This window comes from Clostridium folliculivorans, from assembly GCF_024341905.1.
Taxonomy (GTDB): Bacteria; Bacillota; Clostridia; order Clostridiales; family Clostridiaceae; genus Clostridium_AR; species Clostridium_AR folliculivorans.
In genome coordinates this window covers 136,778-156,927 of the sequence record NZ_BQXY01000001.1, presented here as the reverse complement: position 1 = coordinate 156,927, position 20,150 = coordinate 136,778, and the positions used below count along the sequence as shown (strand labels likewise).

The following is a 20,150-nucleotide window of genomic DNA, read 5'->3' as shown; positions in this document are numbered from 1 at the left end:
AGATTTACAGTCTGCCCCCTTTGGCCACTCGGGAACTCCTCCATATAAGCCTTAACTAAACTTTTAACAAGTTTAATCTTTGCTGTTTTGTTTTGTCGGTGCCAATCGACAAGGATTAGTATATAATGTTATCTTATTATTTTCAACCCCAATTTAAAGCCATATTTACCCGTATTGACGTTTTATTTTCTACTATCTCCAATTTTCTCCTCATTAATACTAAATACTATATCATTCTATATATTTTTTATAATTTAAAAAAGTATACTTTATGCATTTATCTTTTATTCTTATTCAATTAATTTCCTATACTATTCTCTATGTAATCTACATTTATATATGGGCTAAGTATATTTTTCACTTTTTCGTAATCACTATATGATAACTTTTTCTTTAATATTGTAAATATATCTTTTGATGCCTCTATTTCATTACTACTCTTCAGATCTTCCTGTATATTATCATAATCAGTAATAGATAGCTTTCGTGATAAATATATTAACTTTGCTTTATCAGCCATACCAATTCTATTTATTATTGTATTCTTATCTATCTTGAAAATTGAGACTGTAGGAACAGATTCCTCATCAAATATACCACTGTCATAATTATCTTCTTTGTTCACATAATCATTATACTTATTTTCTAATTCTGAACCATTTGAACTTACATTTTGTTTGTTTAAGTCCACATCAATTTTTGCTGAACTATCTATGTTAGTATTTATTTTAGTTTCACTCTGAGAATTTAATTTATCCGATGATTGCTTATTGGCTTGATTGTTTTGTGTCGGTTGTTTTTCTTTCTTAATACCGCTCTGTTTGCTAGTCAAGTCTTGTTTACTACTTACTTGTAATTTTTTATAATCATATTTATAGTTTACAACCATTACTTCAACTGAAATAAGCGTAATAAAAACAACTATCCAACTATATATTTTTTGTTTCTTATTCATATCTAAGCACCTCCTGATATTAAAACTATTGACAGTATATCAATATTTTATTCTTTTTTAATATTTCATATATTTGACTCATATAAATTTATTATGAGGGAGGTGGGATAGTGAATAAGATAAAAGTTAATTATAAATCATCGCTTGCTTACTACGAGATAGCTTACTTTTTAAAGAACTATATTAAAGATAACACCGTTATAGTCTGTATAGGTACTGACAAATGCATAGGAGATTGCCTTGGCCCACTAGTTGGTACAATGCTAAAAGAAAAGTTTTTTCCACTTCCTATATACGGCACAATAGCGTCACCAATACATGCATTAAATCTTGATAGAAAACTTACTGAAATTTACTCAAGCCATCCTAAAGCTTGTATAATAGGAATAGATGCATGTTTAGGAGATTCAAACTCAATTGGTGAAATTCATACAAGAGATTACCCTATACATCCTGGTAAAGGTGTAGGTAAGACTCTCCCAGATGTCGGTGACGCCTCAATAATTGGTATCGTTGACTCTAGTGAAAATTCTGAGATATTCACCAGTCGCTCTATAAGGTTAAATTTAATAATGGAAATGGCACAAGTTATTGTTAATTCAATAGTGCATTCGTACTATTTAAGCAATTATCAGAAATAAGATGTAAAAGTTGCCAAAGCTATTTTATTCAGTGATTTTTTTCTCATATAAATTTTGTTAATAGTGGTGAAGAAATTGTGGCAGGTGAATAAGTTTTATCTTTTAGTTTAATTATGAAAATCTAATAAGTCTATTGAAATATCTAAGTTACGATAGCATAAAATTTTATAATTTCATAAACAGTAAAAGGGACAGAATAATATTCTGTCCCTTTTACTACTCAACAAGTTCAACTTCCATATCCTTATTAAGTTCTAATTTTTCAAAGTTTTTTAAAGCAATGCCTGTCCCCATTGCAACACAGGAAATTGCATCATCTGCTACTCTTACTGAAACACCTATCTCTGACTCTAAGTATTTATCAAGTCCATGTAATAATGCTCCGCCTCCGGTCATTAATATTCCATGTTCTATAATATCAGCTGCTAGTTCAGGTGGTGTTCTCTCTAACACAGAATGAACTGCTTCTAGAATCATTCTTACGGTTTCTTTTAAAGCTATCCTTATTTCCTCTGTAGTTATATCTACAACATCTGGAAGTCCAGTTATTAGGTTTCTTCCTTTTACAGGCATAGTAAGGTTTCTTAAATCCTTAAATACAGATCCAATATTAATCTTCAAATTCTCTGCAGTTCTTTCACCAATCATAAGTTTATATTTATTTCTTATATATTTAATAATTACTTCATCAAATTTGTCACCAGCAATTTTTATAGAAGATCTTACTACAATACCTCCTAATGAAATTACGGCTATGTCAGTTGTACCTCCGCCAATATCAACAACCATATTACCACTTGGCTTGTTTATATCGATTCCAGCACCTACTGCAGCTGCCAGAGGTTCTTCTATCAAATAGACTGTTCTAGCACCTGAATTTTTTGAAGCATCAATTATGGCTCTTTTTTCTACTTCAGTAGCTTGAGAAGGAACACATACCATGACTTTAGGCGCCGATACTCTTTTCTTTCCACACCCTTTTCTTATAAAATATGTTAGCATTTTTTCAGTCATATCATAATCTGAAATTACACCGTCTCTAAGTGGACGTACTGCAACAATATTCCCTGGTGTTCTTCCAATCATCTGTCTTGCCTCTTCTCCAACAGCTAATATTTTATTGCTGTTTTTATCTATAGCAACTACAGATGGTTCCTTTAAAACGACGCCTTTATCTTTTATATAAACAAGCACAGTCGCCGTACCTAAATCAATTCCTATATCTGTTCCCATTCCCAAAAACCACATTCCAATTCACTCCTAAAATTCTATTTATATAAACATAATTTGAGTATTTTTTACATAATTTATCATATAAATTATACATGGAATGCGATTAACCTTCAATAGCTTTATACTTTAATTTTGTAGCCTTTCCTCCTCTTATGTGTCTCTCAGCTTTGTTCAAATCCAATATAATCTTTGCTTTTTGAGCAATTACTGGATTAATCTTTGGTAATCTCTCTGTCATGTCCTTGTGTATCGTGCTTTTACTCACTCCGAATACTTTTGCTGTTTTCCTAATTGTAGCTTTTGAATCGATAATATACTGTGCAACTTCTAAGACTCTTTCCTCAATGTAGTCTTTCAAAATGCTACCTCCTTAATTAGCTATATTAATAAATATGCACTACCCTTTAACTAAATTACTTTTTCTAAGTATTCAGTCATCTTCTATTTAGAAAATGACTGAATAAAAAACTATTACTTTGCTGCTGTATTAAATTTTATATACTTACTTGGATCAACTTGTTGATCTTTTGAGTCAAGTATCTGAAAACCTAAATGTTCAGCATATGACTCAAACTTAAGCATTCTTGCTGTGTCACCAACTTTACCAATTGTTTGTTTTGCTTTAACCACTTCATCTTTCTTAACAGAAACTTGAGGGTCTAAATTTGTATAAATTGTTTTCATTCCATTTGAATGTGAAATAACAACATAAGTTCCTACAAATTCATCTCCATTTGTTACCTCAGTAACTTTTCCATCTGCTGCAGCAGTAACAGTAGTACCTTTCTTAGCATTAATACCTATACCTTTTACCACTGTGGTCCAAACATTAAAACCTTTGATTTCAATTGGTTTTGACCCATCTGAAAATGCTCTAGATACTGCTCCATCAGAAACAGGATTACTAAAAGTTACTTTTGCTGTATTTGTAACAGTCTTAGTATTTGGAACAGTCACTCCAGTTGCATTACTTGAAGTTGCGGGTTTTTTTACTTGTTCAGCATCTGGCATTTGAGTAGTAGACTTATCTGACTCATTTATGTTCATAGCAACATTACTCTTATTTGCTTCTGTTGCTGCTTTCTTAGAGTTATTTCTTGCAGTTATTGCTGCAAATGTGGCTACTACACATAAGCACACGAATAGAATTACGTAAAAACCCTCCTTCTTAAAAAAGCTTATAAATTTGTTATTTTTTTTGTCCATATGAACACCTCCATTAACTAGTCTGTCCTTCCATTACTAAAAAATACATTTTTTCCTATATTTTTTTCATATAAATTCCAACAAAATTCTACAAAATATCAGCAAAAATCATTAATTGGTTTTATATTTGTGTTTTTTACATATCTACTTTAACGAATGTATATGAAAAAAATCTGGTAGCCGATATATTCTTCTTTTATATTCCTCTTATTTGTAATAATTATTTCTTTCTTATATTAAAATCCAGCTACTTATAAATTTTAATTTATTACAATTTCCTTTGAAGTAAAAAAAATAGAATCAAACAATACATATATTTTTAGTATTGCCCAATTCTATTACTCTAATATTTCTAATAACATTTTTTATTGGTGGCTCAAACATAATTAATTGAGTCTTATATTTATTTAAAATTTCCTCTACTTTGCTTTAACCTCTTCTATACCACTTATATCTACCCCAGTATAATAGTGTTTTAATATCTTCTTGTAATCATCTCCAGATCCTGCCATGGCGTTTGCTCCCCATTGGCTAAGTCCAACTCCATGTCCATATCCAATGCAATTTAACACTATCTTTCCATTGGAGTAAGCTATTGAAAAATTAGTGGAATTTAATGAAAGTAATTTTCTAAACTCAGTCCCTTTAACAGTAGCCTTTCCTAGTGAAATCTCACTTACTCCCCCTCCTTCTGTTCTAGAAAGAATCTTTATTTGTGATTTCAGTGATGCTTTCCTAAGTTCAGCATCTTTATAATTACTATTGATCAAACTGATAAACTTATCATAAGTTAAAGAAACCGTACTTTTATATTTTGTAGCCTTATCTTCTCCTGGGCTATCAACTGAAACGAGATAAGGTATATCATTACCGAACACCTCTTTTGAGCTTTCAGTCTTGCCTGAACTAACAGCAAAATATTGTGGATTCATCACTAAGTAACCGCCATAAGACAGAATTTGTCCTTTGGTACTATCCACTGCTTGTACAATTTTATTCCAATATGCCTCTGCTTTATCTTTATCCCATTGATTCATCTTACTATTTTTATCTATATATACTTGACAATGTGTTGAATCACATATATCACCACCATTTGCCTGAGAGCACTTATTTATTACTCTTGTTACAGCAAAAGTTCTTGCAGCCACCGCTTGAGCCTTTAATGCTTCTAAATTAAAATTAACAGGCATTTCAGCAGCAACTACCCCATATATATATTGTTCTAGGTCCATCTCTTCAATCTTCTTACTATCAGTTCTATATACCCTTATTTTATTAACACTTAGAGTACGTCCATCTTTAATCTGATTCTTATCATAAATAAAGTTTTTAATATTTGATATATTTTTATTAAAATTACTACTGCTCCCTTGTAATAAGGAAATCAAAATAGGTATAAAAAAACAAACAAAAAAGACTATTCCAAAGCCCCATAAATATCTTTTATTTATTCCGTTACCAACTCTCATAAGCTCCTCCTACAATTTATGTTAGCGTTAAAACGCAGCCTCCTATTTTTTTGCCCTTTGTAGATATTTATTTTTTCTTATACTAAATTTATATGCTTTGAGGAGCATATTATTACTTTTTATGTCTTTAATAAAATTTGTTTAAGCTAATTTTTCACATAACTTATTAAAACTTAAAATATATAATCTGCATGATTAAAATACTTTTCTATACGCTAAAAATAAAACTCAGATTACTTTAATAGCAATCTGAGTTTTATTGAATTGATAGGTTAATTATTCAATTTAAATTCATTAAATAAAACTAAAATATATTAATCTGCAGAATATCTTTCTATTGCTGCTCCTATAGATCTTAATTTCTTTTCTATTTCAACATAACCTCTATCTATATGATATATATCGGTTATATCTGTTTCACCCTCTGCAGCTAATCCAGCTATTATTAACGCTGCTCCAGCACGTAAATCAGTTGCCTTAACCTCACAACCAGTAATTTTAGGAACACCTTCTATGAGAGCAGTTCTTCCATCTATTTTTACATTTGCTCCCATTCTAGATAATTCAGAGACGTGCATAAATCTATTTTCAAATACAGTTTCAGTTATAACGCTCACTCCATTAGCCAAAGCTAATAGACTCATCATTTGAGCTTGCATATCGGTAGGAAATCCCGGATATGGCATGGTTTTAATATCTACAGATTTTATTATATTTCTCCCATCAACTACTATACTCTGTTCTTCTTCTGAGATTTCAATCTTTACTCCACTTTCTTTAAGCTTTTCTATCACTGGTCTTAAATGTTCTTCATTTGTCCCTATTACTTTTATTTTACTATGTGTTATAGCACCTGCAATCATGTAAGTTCCTGCTTCAATACGATCATATATTGGAGTGTGCTCAGTTCCTCTAAGATTATCAACACCCTCAATTATTATTTTCCCTCTGCCAGCACCGTCAATCATAGCACCCATTGAATTTAGAAAATCAGCTAAATCTTTAATTTCAGGTTCTTCAGCTGCATTTTCAATTATTGTAGTTCCTTTTGCAAAAACTGATGCCATAATTATGTTTTCAGTAGCACCAACTGATGGAAAATCAAGATATATCCTATTTCCTATAAGCCTTTTAGCCCTAGCTTCAACATATCCATGACCAATTTCTATATCTGCACCAAGAGCCTTAAACCCTTTAAGATGTAAATCTATAGGTCTACTTCCTATATTACAGCCTCCAGGCAGTGAAAGTTTACAATACCCTAATCTAGATAGCATTGGTCCCATAATAAGAAATGAAGCTCTCATTTTTTTAACTAAGTCATTATTAGCATTTATAGGCTTTATATTACATGAATCAACAGTTATAGATTGGTTTATTTTATCTAAAGATATATTGCATCCAAGTTCCTGTAGCACATTACATATTACATAAACATCTTCAAGCATAGGTGCATTATTTATTTTAACTTTATCATTTCCTAATATACTTGCTGCAATTATCGGAAGAACAGAATTTTTTGCTGCACTTACTTTTATTTCACCTGATAGTTCATTCCCACCCTTAACTCTGATTTTATCCATATTATCCTCCATTAACCTTGTTAGTATGTTATAAAAATTATTGGTGTACCAATAATTAAGTATGTTCCTTTATCATTTTCACTAATAGCATAGTTTACGGCTGTGTTGTCTTTTAATCTTGCTACACCAGTAAAACCTGAATTTAGCTTAATAGTATCTACATCTGCAGCTCCACCATACTTAACAAGGGCTCTTTCTGTTAATTCTATGTTATTTTTAATGCTATCTGTAATTATCTTGCCCTTAACATAGCTAAAATATTGTACATCCATCGAGGCATCATATAGTACTTTTTCTATTTGTTTCTTTAAACCATCTGTCTCATTTTTATTATCTGTGGCTATAGATGTCGCCGAAACCATAGTAATATTGTTTTCAACACTCGCAAATATCTCATAAGCTATCTTATCTTTCTTGAAGGTTATATCAAAGTAGCTTGGTTCAATCTCTTTAGACACAATAACATATGAGCTACTTACATTGGTGAAAATATTTTGGTAGATATCATCAAAACTTTTCTTTGACTTATACTGTACTTTTACGCCACACTCGATAATTTTTGCTGAATTTTCTTTGAGTATATTATTGGATATTGAATCATAATCAACATTTATGCTCTGACACAATAAACCAAAAGAAAACATCAATAGAATAGTTGACAATAAAGAATACTTTATCCTCATATCATCCCGCCCTTTCTATTTGATTATTGTCCAAGTTCAATGCTTTTATTCAATATAATTCCATTTTTCCCTTTGTATAACTACTCACTTAACTTTAATAAAATATAGAAAATAATATTTTACAAGCCTAAATCTACTTGAATATTAATAGATATATTATTAATATATCTGTTTTGGTAAAAAGTGTGAATATTACATTAAATGTCATTAATATTAATTTCTATTTCTTTGTGTATTTAGTTTTTGTTAATTAAGCATAAATTATATAAATTAAAATAATATTTATTTAATTTTAGAAAACAAAAAACGCTAAAATTATATTTTTAGCGTTTTTGTCCATCTATAAATCTGAATTTATACTAGGAAATTTATTAAGGGAATGAGTTATGTTTTTAGTATAAATCTAAACTACTAACAAACTAAATTAAATCTCTAAGTGCCATTAGTTTAAAACTCTTATTTTTTTACACAGAAAAAGCAAGTCATTAATTGACTTGCTTTTTAAGATTCTACTTCTTTATCTGTAATCTAGCCATAGCTCTTGCTAAGGCTATTTTAGCTCTATAAACATCTACATCTACAGAACCTTGTAGTCTCTTTTCTGCTCTTTCTTTAGCTTGCTCAGCTCTAGCAGCATCTATTTCTTCAGGCCATTCAGCAGAATCACAAGCAAAAATTAGCTCATTATCTTTAAACTGAATTATTCCTGTGGAAGTAACCACAGAATATTCCTTATTATTAGCATCTACAAACTTAGTTACTGTAGGTATCGTATTAGTTATATAAGCAATGTGATTTGCATAAACTTCAAATTCACCATCACTATTTTTTGAAAGAATCTTAATAACATCTCCAGAGAATATTTCTCTATTAGGAGTAATTAAATGTAAATTGAATGTATTCATAATTAGTCTCCTCTATATGCCCTAATTAGGACATCTTCTTTGCAGCTTCTATAGCTTCTTCAATAGAACCTACAAATAAGAAAGCTGACTCAGGAAGATTATCATGTTTTCCTTCAAGAATTTCTTTAAAACCTCTTATTGTATCAGCAATTGGAACATATTTTCCTTGCATTCCTGTAAATTGCTCTGCAACTGTAAATGGTTGCGAAAGGAATCTTTGAACCTTTCTAGCTCTTCCAACTATTAATTTATCTTCTTCTGAAAGTTCATCAACACCAAGTATTGCTATGATATCTTGTAATTCTTTATATCTTTCAAGTATATGCTTAACTTTTGAAGCAACATCATAATGTTCTTTACCAACAACTCTTGGATCAAGTATTCTTGAAGTTGAATCTAGTGGATCAACTGCAGGATAGATACCAAGTTCTGATATACTTCTTGATAAAACTGTTGTTGCATCAAGATGTGTAAATGTTGTTGCTGGAGCTGGGTCAGTTAAGTCATCGGCAGGTACATAAACCGCTTGAACTGATGTAATTGATCCATGCTTTGTTGATGTAATTCTTTCTTGTAAAGCACCCATTTCAGTAGCAAGAGTTGGTTGATATCCAACGGCAGAAGGCATTCTTCCAAGAAGCGCTGAAACTTCTGATCCAGCTTGAGTAAATCTAAATATATTATCTATAAATAAAAGTACGTCTTGACCTTGATCTCTGAAATACTCAGCCATTGTAAGTCCTGTAAGAGCAACTCTCATTCTTGCTCCAGGTGGTTCATTCATTTGACCAAATACTAGTGCAGTCTTTTTGATAACTCCTGATTCCTTCATTTCAGATAAAAGGTCGTTACCTTCTCTTGATCTTTCACCAACACCTGTAAATACTGATAATCCACCGTGTTGCTTTGCTATATTATTTATAAGCTCTTGGATAAGAACTGTTTTACCAACACCGGCACCACCGAATAGACCTATTTTTCCTCCTCTTTGGTACGGAGCTAATAAATCTATTACCTTTATTCCTGTTTCAAACATCTCAGGTTCAACAGATTGTTCCGCAAAAGTTGGAGCTGCTCTATGGATTGGGTAGTTAAATTCACTTGTAACATCCCCTTCTTGATCCATAGTTTTTCCTAAAACATTAAATAGTCTTCCTAAAACATTTTGACCAACTGGAACTGTAATTGGTTTTCCGCTATCAACAGCATCCATACCTCTTCTAAGTCCTTCTGTAGCTTCCATAGCTATTGTTCTAACTATATCGTCACCCATATGTTGTTCAACTTCTGCTATAACTGTACGGCCTCCCATATCAATTTCAATAGCATTGTATATATTAGGAAGTGCATCTGTATCAAATTTGATATCAATAACAGGTCCTATAACCTGAACTACTTTTCCTATACTGCCAGGCATTAGTATACCTCCTCACTATTTTTGCGCATTTGCTCCACTCACAATTTCACTAATTTCTTGAGTAATAGCGCCTTGTCTTATTCTATTATATTTAATATTATATGCATCCAAAAGATCATTGGCATTCTTAGTAGCTCCGTCCATCGCTTGCATTCTTGAATTTTGTTCACTTGCCTTAGAATGAAGTAATGAATTAAGAAGTTTCCCCCTAAAATATATATCAAATGTATTTTCAACAATTGAAGAACTATTAGGTTCTATTAAGAAATCATTTCTTTTTGCATCTTTATCTTCATTTCTATCTATTGGTAAAAGTTTATCAACAGTTACTAATTGTCTAACTGGTGAATAAAAATGAGTATATACTACATTAACTTCGCCAACTTCACTATCTTTATATAACCTTAAAGCATGCTCAACTACAGTCTTAGCCTCTTTAACAGTAGGTATATCTGAAATTTGAACATATTCAGCTATTGTCTCAAAGCCATATTTTTTTACATACGATATGCCTTTTTGACCAACGACCATAACAACATTATTTAAAGTATCAAAACCAGCTACTTCATTTAATTGAGAAGCCACACCATGATTAAAGCCTCCACAGAGACCTGAATCTGAAGTTAGCACAATATAAAGTTTTTTAGCGGATTTATTTCCCTTTATGTAAATACTGTTATTATCATCATCTATAGACTTTATCAACTCGTCTGCAACTTTCTGGATAGAATTAAAATATCTATTATTGGTTTCCAATTCCATTCTAGCTTTTCTTAGTTTAGAAGTGGCAACAAGTCCCATGGCTTTAGTTATCTTTTTGGTGTTGGTTACTGACTTAATTCTTCTTTTTATATCTAAAAGTCCAGCTCCTGCCATCCATTCCACCTCCTAAAAGATTGCATAGCTTAAAAAAGCTATGCTAAAAATATCTTCTTAAATTCTGCTATTGCTTGCTCAAGGTTTGATTTAATTTCATCAGTTAAAACTTTACCTTCAGCAATTGACTTTGGAATATCTCTATGATGTGTATCAATATATTCTAAGAAGTCTTTTTCAAACGCCTTTACATCAGATACTTTTATATCAGATAAGAAGTCATTTACAGCAGTATAAAGGATTATTATTTGCTTATCAACATCCATACCTGAATATTGATCTTGCTTTAATACTTCTATTAGTCTCTTACCTTTTTCAAGTCTTCTTTGAGTATCTTTGTCAAGGTCAGAACCGAATTGAGCAAAAGCTGCGAGTTCTCTATACTGAGCAAGTTCTAGTCTTAATGTACCTGAAACTTGTTTCATAGCCTTTATTTGTGCGTTACCACCAACTCTGGAAACTGACATACCTGAGTTAACCGCTGGTCTTTGACCCGCATTAAATAGTTCTGACTCAAGGAATATCTGACCATCTGTTATAGATATAACATTTGTTGGGATGTAAGCAGTGATATCACCAGCTAGTGTTTCTATTATAGGAAGCGCAGTTAATGAACCTCCTCCATTCTTAGCAGACAACTTTGCTGCTCTTTCAAGTAATCTTGAATGAATGTAGAAAACATCTCCTGGATAGGCTTCTCTTCCTGGTGGTCTCTTAAGTAATAATGACATTGTTCTGTATGCTACTGCATGCTTAGTTAAATCATCATATACTACTAATACATGTTTTCCTTGATTCATAAAATATTCACCCATTGAACATCCAGCATATGGAGCTAGATATTGAAGTGGTGCTGAATCAGCTGCAGTTGATGCAACTACTATTGTATAATCCATTGCTCCCATTTCAGTAAAAGTGTTAACTATATGAGCAACAGTAGATTGTTTTTGACCTATAGCTACGTATATACATATAACATCTTTACCTTTTTGGTTTAGAATTGTATCTATAGCTATAGCAGTCTTACCAATTTGTCTATCTCCAATTATAAGCTCTCTTTGACCTCTTCCGATCGGAATCATTGAGTCGATAGCTTTTATACCAGTTTGAAGAGGTTCATTAACTGAACTTCTATCAATTATAGTTGGAGCTGGACTTTCTATTGGTCTATAACCATCATTCTTTATTGGTCCTTTAGCATCTATTGGTATACCTAATGAATTTACAACTCTTCCAATTAAGGCATCTCCTACTGGAACTTCAACTATCTTGCCAGTTCTCTTAACAATATCTCCTTCTTTGATTCCTTCTTCAGAACCTAGAAGAACGCATCCTACGTTATCTTGTTCCAAGTTTTGAGCCATTCCATAGACATTGTTAGGGAATTCAAGAAGCTCACCTGCCATGCAATGATCCAAACCGTAAACTCTAGCAATACCATCACCGATTTGAATAATTGTACCTGAATCTACAGTTTCGATTTGCTTTTCGTATTTTTCTATTTCTCTTTTAATTATAGATGTTATCTCTTCCGGTTTAATATTCATGGATTCACCTCTATTCTCTCTTAAGCATTAGGGCCTTCATCTCTTCAAGTTTTAGCTTTATTGTTCCGTCAATAACGTCATTTCCAACCCTAACGTAAAGTCCACCTATTATGCTCTTATCAATCTCTTGCTCGAATATAATATTTTTATCATATTTCTTTTCAAGCTTTTCTTTCAAACTTTTTAATTGTTTATCCTCTAAAGGAATTACACTTTTCACGTTTGCGATAAGTGTATTATTTCTTTCTAGATAGATTTTTTCCATCTGGTCTAGTTTTTGTCTTAAATAAAGAATTCTATCCTTTTCTATTAATATTAATAGGAAAGAAAGTAATTCATCATCAATTTTTCCTTTAAATATATTAATAAAAGTCTTCTTCTTCTTGCCAGTGCTTATTTGCGGATGTTTAATAACTTCATAGAAGTCAGGATTATTGTAAACCAAATCACATATTTCCCTAAGATCTTGAAGATATTCTTCAACTTTTCCTTTTTCTTCTGCTACTTTATAAAGAGCAAGTGCGTATCTCCTATCTAAATATTCATACATAATTAGATACCTACCTTAGCAATAAAGTCATTTATAAGCTTTCTGTGTTTATCTTCATCAATACTTTCTTCTAGAGCTTTAGTTGAAATAAGTACTGCTAGATCAACAACTTGATCTCTGATTTCTTGCTCTGCTTTCTCTTTTTCTCTTTTTATTTCTACAGTAGCTCTATCTAATATAGTTTGAGCTTCTGTTTTTGCTTGGTCCACAATTTCTTCATATACTTTATCTGCTTTATGCTTTTGGGATTCAGTAAGTTTCTTTGCTTCATCCTTAGCAGATCTTAAGATTCTTTCATTTTCTAATAATAAAGTTCTAGCTTTTTCTGTGTCTTCATCGGCACTATCAAGCTTTGATTGTATATCGTTTTGTCTGTCTTCTATTACCTTTCCAATCTTTCCAAAGAAAAAGTATCTCATAAAACCATATAAAATCAAAAGATTAATTAACGCCGCTAAGACATGTAACCAGTCTATCTCCAACATCTACATCTTAGCCTCCCTTCGGAGCAAAACTAATTATAATTATATTAAGAATTCAAATAATAATTGTTTGCCTTAATACAAATTTAAAAAATTATTTTGCAACAAATATTAATAATATAGATACTAATAGTCCATAAATAGCTGTAGTTTCTGCAAATGCAGCACCAATTAATAATGTAGTTGTTATCTTACCGCTTAATTCAGGTTGTCTTGATATACCTTCTACAGCCTTACCTGTAGCTATACCAATACCAACTCCTGCTCCAATACCTGCTAACGCAGCAATACCTGCTCCTAAATACTTAATATACTCCATTTAAAAAATCCTCCTTTAGTATGTTTTTAATGTTCAACAACCATTTTTATGTTTATCATAGTCAACATTACAAAGATGACCATTTGTATAAACCCATCGAATAAGTCAAAGTATCCGTGGAAAATCACAGGAATACCTATTTGCGCAAGCCAACCAAAGTTGTGCAATGCTTGATAAATTAAGTCAACTAGAACAGTTGCAGCTAAAATATTACCAAAAAGTCTCAGACTTAATGAAACTGGTAAAATAGCTCTTTCTAAAATATTTAGAGGTACCATCGGCCAAAATGGCTTAGCATATCCACCTATATAGTGACCTAGTCCTAATCTCTTAATTCCAGTTACATGAATTAAAATAAAAGTCATAAGTGAAAATGAAACAACTGTACTAAAATTTACTGTTGGTGGCTGTAGACCCAATAGTCCTACTAAATTTAATGTTAAAAGATAAATTGCTAAAGTTCCTATATATGGTACAAAACTTTTAAAGTTCTCACCCATATTGTCTACAACAGTACTAGTTGCAAACTCATAAAGCATTTCGGCTACAGTTTGCTTCTTGTCTGGAACTTTTTTAAGATTTCTTGTGGCTAATATACATATCGCAGCAAGAATAACTATAACAATCCATTCAATAACTAAATCTAAAGTTATATTGAATGTAAGTCCCCCTATTGGCAACTTGTAAATCACAATAGGATCTAATCCTTCCAACCTAATCACTTCCTTTCCTATTTATAAACCAATATAAAATAATACCTAAAAACTGAGTAAATGTACCCAGTATATAGGTTAGTAAACAAGTATAATCATTAATAAATAAAAAAGCTAGTGCGATAATGATTATGAATTGGAATATATACCCTATATACGCCACTACCACTCTTTTAGCTTTTGAAAAATTCAACAAAGTATGTATAGTATAACCTTTAATAACAAAAGTTATCGACGAAATAATAATACCTGTAAGAAACGCAACTGCTAGATTCCTACTATATAGTTTCGTAAGAATAAGTGAAACACTTAACCCTACAAGTAAGTTAAATTTAAAAACTCCGAAAATAAGTTTGGTTAATGATTGATTCATATTATTCTCCTATAATCTCAAGCACGAAATTATTATATTACTGTATGTCCTTACTTTAAAGTTTTGATTTCGTTCTTAAATAGCTTATTTAAGCTAAATAAGTGAAATTATCTCTTGGTAATTCATTAATACGTCCTATATCTCTTGGAAATTTCATTTTTCTTTTTTTACGCAACATATATTATTTAACCAATCATTTTTCTGAATATTTAAAAATATATTTTTTTCTACATCATGTGCTATGATAACATTTTCAAAACCATAACTTATACAATTTATTACATAAAGTTTTTTGTAAACCATTGTTTTTTTACATTATATTAAATTATATTAAATTTTCTCGAATATTAATATTAAAATCTTTTAACACAATTGAATAAACATTATTATAATTATTCAAAAATTTTTTTGTATTATTAAACTACTCAGTACTGAAATCATTCTAAACATGCTTTATCTAATGAATTCTCTACTATTATACTTATGAAAAGTTTTAATATCCACTGAATTTTTCCATAATTTTTCTTGCATATTTAGTTATTATTTTCGAAATAAGTTTCTCACCATTGATTAGCTTATTTTAGCTAAACTACGCGCACATCTTGCGCTTTAATTCACTCTTCACTAAATTACTTTTGTATTTTAAAATAGGCTTTTACTCTGAAATTTATATGACTTAGGCTTTTAAATATATTTCAACTCATAATTATTCTATATATTTTTATTCTATTTATTCATAATATGAAAAACTTATTTTAATTAAAATATGAATAACAAAAATATTATTGTAAACTAAGTTACCTATATAAAAATATTACAATTTCTCAAAATAAAAAACAGCCCTTTGTAGGGCTGTTTTTCACTATATTCTTTCTACTATTAAAGCAGTTCCTAATCCTCCACCAATACATAGAGTAGCTAAACCTTTTTTAGCATCTCTTTTTTCCATTTCATGAAGTAATGAAACAAGTATTCTTGCACCTGAAGCTCCAACTGGGTGTCCTAATGCAATAGCTCCACCATTTACATTAACTTTGCTCATATCAAAGTTTAAGTCTTTAGCAACAGCTAAACTTTGTGAAGCAAAAGCTTCATTAGCTTCTATTAAGTCTAAATCTTCTACTGTTAAGTTAGCAACTTCTAAAGCCTTCTTAGTAGCGTGGAATGGACCGTATCCCATTATTGTTGGGTCAAGACCTTTTGAACCATAAGAAACTATCTTAACTAATGGTTTTATTCCTAATTCTGCAGCTTTTTCTGCACTCATTACAACAAATGCTGCAGCACCATCATTTATACCTGAAGCATTACCTGCAGTTACTGTTCCGTCTTTCTTAAATGCTGGTTTAAGTTTAGCTAATGTTTCAGCAGTTGTTCCGAATCTTGGGAACTCATCAGTATCAAATACTTTTGGCTCTCCCTTTCTTTGAGGAATTACAACTGGAACTATTTCATCCTTAAATCTTCCTTCTTTTATAGCCTTTTCAGCTTTCTGTTGTGATGCAGCTGCAAAAGCATCTTGCTCTTCTCTAGTAAGATTCCATTGTTCTGCTATATTTTCAGCAGTAATACCCATGTGATAGTTGTTAAATGCATCAGTTAATGCATCATTTATCATAGAATCGATCATTTTGCCATCGCCCATTCTTTGACCAAATCTTGCAGTCTTAAGTATGTATGGAGCCTGAGACATGCTTTCCATACCACCAGCTATTATTACATCAGCATCTCCAGCTTTAATCATTTGAGCTGCTAAACTAACTGCTCTTAAACCTGATCCACATACCTTATTTATTGTCATAGCTGAAACTTCTACTGGAAGTCCAGCCTTTATAACCGCTTGTCTTGCAACATTTTGACCAAGCCCAGCTTGAATAACATTACCCATTATAACTTCATCAACTAAAGCTCCATCAACTCCAGCTCTATTTAATGCTTCTTTTATAACTGTTGCTCCTAAATCTACAGCAGGAACGTCCTTTAGTGCTCCACCAAATGAACCAACAGCAGTTCTAACTGCACTCGCAATAACAACTTCTCTCATGAAAATTACCTCCTAGGTTTATTTATTATTAGACAATTTTTTATCAATATTTAACTTCTTTATTTATTATAACTATTTTTCATATATTTATCAATAGTTATTGTTAAAAAAAACACAATGTGCGATACAGTTGTTATTTCTGCTAATTATCATCTCCATTAGCAAGTTAACACAAAATAGACACTTCATTTATTTATACGTTTAGGTAATATCAGCTAATATATTACTTCTCATATTAATATTAATTGGCAATACTAGAATTTTGATCTTGTTCTTTTTCAACTAAAAAAAGATTTATATAAATTATTATATTTCTTTTCCTAAATATCCCTATAATCATGTAGCAAAAATATTGCCTATGAATATATTAAAGGTAATAAAAAAAGGAAGTAGTAAAACCACTACTTCCAGTTAAAAAAATAACAAGTTTAGAATTCTTCTACTTCTTCTGAAGTTATATTAAAATACTTTAATATCGCCTTAACTATTCTTTGAGATGCTTTACCATCACCATATGGATTTATTGATCTACTCATCTGATTATATGCTTCATCATTATTTATCAACGCACTAGCTTCTCTTACTATCGTATCTACATCAGTACCTACTAGCTTTACTGTACCAGCTTCAACTGCTTCCGGTCTTTCAGTTACATCTCTAAGAACTAACACTGGCTTTCCTAAATGAGGTGCTTCTTCTTGAAGTCCACCTGAATCTGTCATTACCATAAAGCTCTTATTAATTAAGTTATGAGTTTGTTTTGTATCGAGAGGAGGAAGAAGGTGAATTCTTTCCTTTCCTTCAAGTTTACTAAAAACTACATCTTTAACAACAGGATTCAAATGAACTAAATATACTAGTTCTACATCTTTATTTTCTGTAACTATTTGATTTAAGGCATCACAAATATTTTCTATTCCTTCGCCCCAGTTTTCTCTTCTATGAGCAGTAATCATTATTACCTTTTTATTTTCAAAATCTATATAGTTAAGTTCTTCATGTGCAAAAACATAATTACTTTCAACTGTATGTTTCATAGCGTCAATTACTGTATTACCTGTTATATATACATCCTCTTCATTTATTCCTTCTCTAAGAAGATTGTTTTTTGATCCTTTTGTAGGGGCAAAGTGTAAATCTGCTATAGCCCCTGTCAACTTTCTATTCATCTCTTCAGGAAACGGAAAGTACTTGTCAAAAGTTCTAAGCCCTGCTTCAACATGACCAACTTTAATTTGCTTATAAAATGCAGCAAGCCCACCAGCAAAGGTTGTTGTTGTATCCCCATGTACTAGTATCATATCTGGTTTTTCAGCTTCAAACACTTCTTCAAGACCTTCTAACACTCTGTTAGTTATACCTGTTAAAGTCTGCTTAGTCTTCATTATATTTAAATCATAATCAGGTACTATATCGAAAAGTTCAAGTACTTGATCAAGCATTTCTCTATGTTGAGCAGTTACACACACTTTAGAAACAATGTTACTATTTTTTTCTAGCTCTTTAACTAATGGCGCCATCTTAATTGCTTCAGGTCTTGTTCCAAATATAGTCATAATCTTTATAGTATTCAAATTTATTCCTCCTAAATCAAACCAATGAAAATTTGAACATTTTTAACAACACTGCAGCTGTTATTGTTTTAATTATTCCAAACTAATTTATGCAAATGCGAACTTCATATACCCTTACATTATAGTTATGTAATTTCCATTTCTTTGTTTATTAAAAGCAAAAATTAATAACCTGTTTGAGCACTAAGCGAATCATCATTGTTTATCCACTCGTCTACATAAACAATCCTAAATTCATTTTTAGTATCTCTTATAACAACCATCTCAATTCCTGCATTTATAATTAGCCTTTTACACATCGCACATGAATTAGCATCTTTTACAAATTCACCTGTATTTGCATCTTTACCTACTAAATATAATGTAGCACCAATCATATCTTTTCTAGAAGCACTTATTATTGCATTCGCTTCACTATGAACACTTCTGCAAAGTTCATAATGAGTACCTCTTGGTACATTAAGTTCTTCTCTTCTGCATTTTTTCAAATCAATGCAATTAGTTCTACCTCTTGGTGCTCCAGTATATCCAGTAGAAATTATTTCATCATTTTTTACTATTATAGATCCATAATTCCTTCTTAAACAAGTGCCTCTTTCTAGAACAGTTTCTGCAATATCCAAATAATAATTGTGTTTATCTCTTCTATCCATTATACTCCACCCCAAATTAGTAAAAAAGTAGCTGAAGTGATCTTTTTCAGTGAGTTTCTGGCGTATCAGCCTTTTCGAATGCATATTAGTGAAATCTGGTAGACGAACAATGCCTTTTTTTACTACATTCCCTAAAAATTTTTCTTAAGTAATTGAAGTTACTAGGCTTAGCTAGTATGAAATTTATGTACTTTCATATACATTAGAAAATCAAATCTGCTAATACGACTCCATCCAGCATTTATAATATTTTATAGAGTAAAAAGGGCTCAATAGCCCTCTTACTTAGTACCAAATAATCTATCTCCAGCATCTCCGAGTCCTGGAACTATGTAGCCATGTTCATTTAATTTTTCATCTATAGCTGCAACATAAACATCTACATCAGGATGAACACTAGTTACATGTTTAATTCCTTCTGGTGATGATATCAAGCACATAAGTCTAATATTTTTTCCACCTTTATTCTTTAAAAGAGTTATTGCATCAGCAGCCGAACCGCCAGTTGCAAGCATAGGATCTACTACTATTATATCTCTTTCAGCTATATCCTGAGGCAATTTGCAAAAGTATTCAACTGGTTGTAAGGTTTCTTCATCTCTATATAAACCTATATGTCCTACTTTTGCAGCAGGTATTAGTTTAAGCATACCATCAACCATTCCAAGTCCTGCTCTAAGAATAGGAACTACTGCAACCTTTTTACCAGCTAACATATTGCATTTAGTTTTGCAGATAGGTGTTTCTATCTCTACCTCTTCCATTTGGAAGTCTCTAGTAACTTCGTATGCCATAAGCATTGAAACTTCTGAAACTAATTCTCTGAAATCCTTTGATCCAGTATGTTTATCTCTTATAAATGCCAACTTGTGTAATATTAATGGATGTCCAATTTGCGTAACTTTACTCATAAAAAATTCCTCC

Annotated in this window: 21 protein-coding genes; 1 reads left to right on the top strand and 20 read right to left on the bottom strand. The window is 31.2% G+C overall.

Annotation, left to right across the window (positions count from 1 at the left end):
• Positions 1 to 298: 298 nt before the first annotated feature.
• Complete coding sequence (locus tag OCU55_RS00765; RefSeq protein ID WP_261850418.1) at positions 299 to 955, bottom strand: hypothetical protein; 657 nt, start codon at positions 953 to 955, stop codon at positions 299 to 301.
• A gap of 110 nt (positions 956 to 1,065) precedes the next feature.
• On the opposite strand from OCU55_RS00765, the gene yyaC reads away from it, so the two are divergent.
• Positions 1,066 to 1,596, top strand: a complete 531-nt coding sequence (yyaC, locus tag OCU55_RS00760) for a spore protease YyaC (protein ID WP_261850417.1) — start codon at positions 1,066 to 1,068, stop codon at positions 1,594 to 1,596.
• A gap of 216 nt (positions 1,597 to 1,812) precedes the next feature.
• Here the strand turns inward: yyaC and mreB are convergent, their stop codons facing one another.
• The 19 genes from mreB to upp form a co-directional block, all read right to left on the bottom strand.
• On the bottom strand, positions 1,813 to 2,844 hold the full coding sequence (mreB, locus tag OCU55_RS00755) for a rod shape-determining protein (RefSeq protein WP_261850416.1): 1,032 nt from the start codon (positions 2,842 to 2,844) through the stop codon (positions 1,813 to 1,815).
• Between the two features lie 88 nt (positions 2,845 to 2,932).
• Complete coding sequence (spoIIID, locus tag OCU55_RS00750; RefSeq protein WP_183278713.1) at positions 2,933 to 3,187, bottom strand: sporulation transcriptional regulator SpoIIID; 255 nt, start codon at positions 3,185 to 3,187, stop codon at positions 2,933 to 2,935.
• 113 nt (positions 3,188 to 3,300) lie between these two features.
• Entirely contained in the window at positions 3,301 to 4,035 is a 735-nt protein-coding gene (locus tag OCU55_RS00745; RefSeq protein WP_261850415.1) for a M23 family metallopeptidase, read from the bottom strand.
• A 419-nt stretch (positions 4,036 to 4,454) separates the two neighbouring features.
• The gene (spoIID, locus tag OCU55_RS00740) at positions 4,455 to 5,507 is read right to left on the bottom strand and encodes a stage II sporulation protein D (RefSeq protein WP_261850414.1); all 1,053 of its coding nucleotides are present in this window, start codon (positions 5,505 to 5,507) and stop codon (positions 4,455 to 4,457) included.
• Between the two features lie 314 nt (positions 5,508 to 5,821).
• Positions 5,822 to 7,090: a UDP-N-acetylglucosamine 1-carboxyvinyltransferase gene (murA, locus tag OCU55_RS00735; protein ID WP_261850413.1), complete on the bottom strand. Its 1,269-nt coding sequence runs from the start codon at positions 7,088 to 7,090 to the stop codon at positions 5,822 to 5,824.
• A 20-nt stretch (positions 7,091 to 7,110) separates the two neighbouring features.
• Positions 7,111 to 7,773: a hypothetical protein gene (locus tag OCU55_RS00730; protein ID WP_261850412.1), complete on the bottom strand. Its 663-nt coding sequence runs from the start codon at positions 7,771 to 7,773 to the stop codon at positions 7,111 to 7,113.
• A gap of 509 nt (positions 7,774 to 8,282) precedes the next feature.
• Positions 8,283 to 8,678, bottom strand: a complete 396-nt coding sequence (gene atpC, locus OCU55_RS00725; protein WP_261850411.1) for an ATP synthase F1 subunit epsilon — start codon at positions 8,676 to 8,678, stop codon at positions 8,283 to 8,285.
• A 25-nt stretch (positions 8,679 to 8,703) separates the two neighbouring features.
• The gene (atpD, locus tag OCU55_RS00720) at positions 8,704 to 10,095 is read right to left on the bottom strand and encodes a F0F1 ATP synthase subunit beta (protein ID WP_261850410.1); all 1,392 of its coding nucleotides are present in this window, start codon (positions 10,093 to 10,095) and stop codon (positions 8,704 to 8,706) included.
• Positions 10,096 to 10,110: 15 nt separating this feature from the next.
• Positions 10,111 to 10,971 carry an ATP synthase F1 subunit gamma gene (gene atpG, locus OCU55_RS00715; protein WP_261850409.1) on the bottom strand — a complete coding sequence of 287 codons (861 nt, stop codon included), beginning with the start codon at positions 10,969 to 10,971 and terminating at the stop codon, positions 10,111 to 10,113.
• Between the two features lie 38 nt (positions 10,972 to 11,009).
• Positions 11,010 to 12,518 (bottom strand): F0F1 ATP synthase subunit alpha, encoded by a 1,509-nt coding sequence (atpA, locus tag OCU55_RS00710; RefSeq protein WP_206869390.1) that lies wholly within the window; start codon positions 12,516 to 12,518, stop codon positions 11,010 to 11,012.
• A 10-nt stretch (positions 12,519 to 12,528) separates the two neighbouring features.
• A complete protein-coding gene (locus OCU55_RS00705; protein ID WP_261850408.1) occupies positions 12,529 to 13,068 on the bottom strand; it encodes a F0F1 ATP synthase subunit delta in 540 nt (179 codons plus the stop codon).
• Between the two features lie 2 nt (positions 13,069 to 13,070).
• A complete protein-coding gene (locus OCU55_RS00700) occupies positions 13,071 to 13,550 on the bottom strand; it encodes a F0F1 ATP synthase subunit B (RefSeq protein ID WP_206869706.1) in 480 nt (159 codons plus the stop codon).
• 94 nt (positions 13,551 to 13,644) lie between these two features.
• Positions 13,645 to 13,869 carry an ATP synthase F0 subunit C gene (gene atpE, locus OCU55_RS00695; protein ID WP_183278723.1) on the bottom strand — a complete coding sequence of 75 codons (225 nt, stop codon included), beginning with the start codon at positions 13,867 to 13,869 and terminating at the stop codon, positions 13,645 to 13,647.
• Positions 13,870 to 13,895: 26 nt separating this feature from the next.
• A complete protein-coding gene (locus OCU55_RS00690) occupies positions 13,896 to 14,582 on the bottom strand; it encodes a F0F1 ATP synthase subunit A (RefSeq protein WP_261850407.1) in 687 nt (228 codons plus the stop codon).
• A gap of 1 nt (position 14,583) precedes the next feature.
• The gene (locus tag OCU55_RS00685) at positions 14,584 to 14,955 is read right to left on the bottom strand and encodes a hypothetical protein (protein WP_261850406.1); all 372 of its coding nucleotides are present in this window, start codon (positions 14,953 to 14,955) and stop codon (positions 14,584 to 14,586) included.
• Between the two features lie 862 nt (positions 14,956 to 15,817).
• Positions 15,818 to 16,999 (bottom strand): acetyl-CoA C-acetyltransferase, encoded by a 1,182-nt coding sequence (locus tag OCU55_RS00680; protein WP_261850405.1) that lies wholly within the window; start codon positions 16,997 to 16,999, stop codon positions 15,818 to 15,820.
• A gap of 428 nt (positions 17,000 to 17,427) precedes the next feature.
• Positions 17,428 to 18,555 (bottom strand): non-hydrolyzing UDP-N-acetylglucosamine 2-epimerase, encoded by a 1,128-nt coding sequence (gene wecB / locus OCU55_RS00675; protein ID WP_261851489.1) that lies wholly within the window; start codon positions 18,553 to 18,555, stop codon positions 17,428 to 17,430.
• Positions 18,556 to 18,737: 182 nt separating this feature from the next.
• The gene (locus tag OCU55_RS00670) at positions 18,738 to 19,226 is read right to left on the bottom strand and encodes a deaminase (RefSeq protein WP_183278728.1); all 489 of its coding nucleotides are present in this window, start codon (positions 19,224 to 19,226) and stop codon (positions 18,738 to 18,740) included.
• A 281-nt stretch (positions 19,227 to 19,507) separates the two neighbouring features.
• The gene (upp, locus tag OCU55_RS00665; RefSeq protein ID WP_261850404.1) at positions 19,508 to 20,137 is read right to left on the bottom strand and encodes a uracil phosphoribosyltransferase; all 630 of its coding nucleotides are present in this window, start codon (positions 20,135 to 20,137) and stop codon (positions 19,508 to 19,510) included.
• Between the last annotated feature and the right edge of the window lie 13 nt (positions 20,138 to 20,150).

What these genes read in the sequence shown, in the direction of transcription:
- OCU55_RS00765 (WP_261850418.1), bottom strand. Translation starts at nt 955, where the DNA reads ATGAATAAGAAACAAAAAATATATAGTTGGATAGTTGTTTTTATTACG.
- mreB (WP_261850416.1), bottom strand. Translation starts at nt 2,844, where the DNA reads ATGTGGTTTTTGGGAATGGGAACAGATATAGGAATTGATTTAGGTACG.
- OCU55_RS00745 (WP_261850415.1), bottom strand. Translation starts at nt 4,035, where the DNA reads ATGGACAAAAAAAATAACAAATTTATAAGCTTTTTTAAGAAGGAGGGT.
- spoIID (WP_261850414.1), bottom strand. Translation starts at nt 5,507, where the DNA reads ATGAGAGTTGGTAACGGAATAAATAAAAGATATTTATGGGGCTTTGGA.
- murA (WP_261850413.1), bottom strand. Translation starts at nt 7,090, where the DNA reads ATGGATAAAATCAGAGTTAAGGGTGGGAATGAACTATCAGGTGAAATA.
- OCU55_RS00730 (WP_261850412.1), bottom strand. Translation starts at nt 7,773, where the DNA reads ATGAGGATAAAGTATTCTTTATTGTCAACTATTCTATTGATGTTTTCT.
- atpC (WP_261850411.1), bottom strand. Translation starts at nt 8,678, where the DNA reads ATGAATACATTCAATTTACATTTAATTACTCCTAATAGAGAAATATTC.
- atpD (WP_261850410.1), bottom strand. Translation starts at nt 10,095, where the DNA reads ATGCCTGGCAGTATAGGAAAAGTAGTTCAGGTTATAGGACCTGTTATT.
- atpG (WP_261850409.1), bottom strand. Translation starts at nt 10,971, where the DNA reads ATGGCAGGAGCTGGACTTTTAGATATAAAAAGAAGAATTAAGTCAGTA.
- atpA (WP_206869390.1), bottom strand. Translation starts at nt 12,518, where the DNA reads ATGAATATTAAACCGGAAGAGATAACATCTATAATTAAAAGAGAAATA.
- OCU55_RS00705 (WP_261850408.1), bottom strand. Translation starts at nt 13,068, where the DNA reads ATGTATGAATATTTAGATAGGAGATACGCACTTGCTCTTTATAAAGTA.
- atpE (WP_183278723.1), bottom strand. Translation starts at nt 13,869, where the DNA reads ATGGAGTATATTAAGTATTTAGGAGCAGGTATTGCTGCGTTAGCAGGT.
- OCU55_RS00685 (WP_261850406.1), bottom strand. Translation starts at nt 14,955, where the DNA reads ATGAATCAATCATTAACCAAACTTATTTTCGGAGTTTTTAAATTTAAC.
- OCU55_RS00680 (WP_261850405.1), bottom strand. Translation starts at nt 16,999, where the DNA reads ATGAGAGAAGTTGTTATTGCGAGTGCAGTTAGAACTGCTGTTGGTTCA.
- wecB (WP_261851489.1), bottom strand. Translation starts at nt 18,555, where the DNA reads ATGACTATATTTGGAACAAGACCTGAAGCAATTAAGATGGCGCCATTA.
- OCU55_RS00670 (WP_183278728.1), bottom strand. Translation starts at nt 19,226, where the DNA reads ATGGATAGAAGAGATAAACACAATTATTATTTGGATATTGCAGAAACT.
- upp (WP_261850404.1), bottom strand. Translation starts at nt 20,137, where the DNA reads ATGAGTAAAGTTACGCAAATTGGACATCCATTAATATTACACAAGTTG.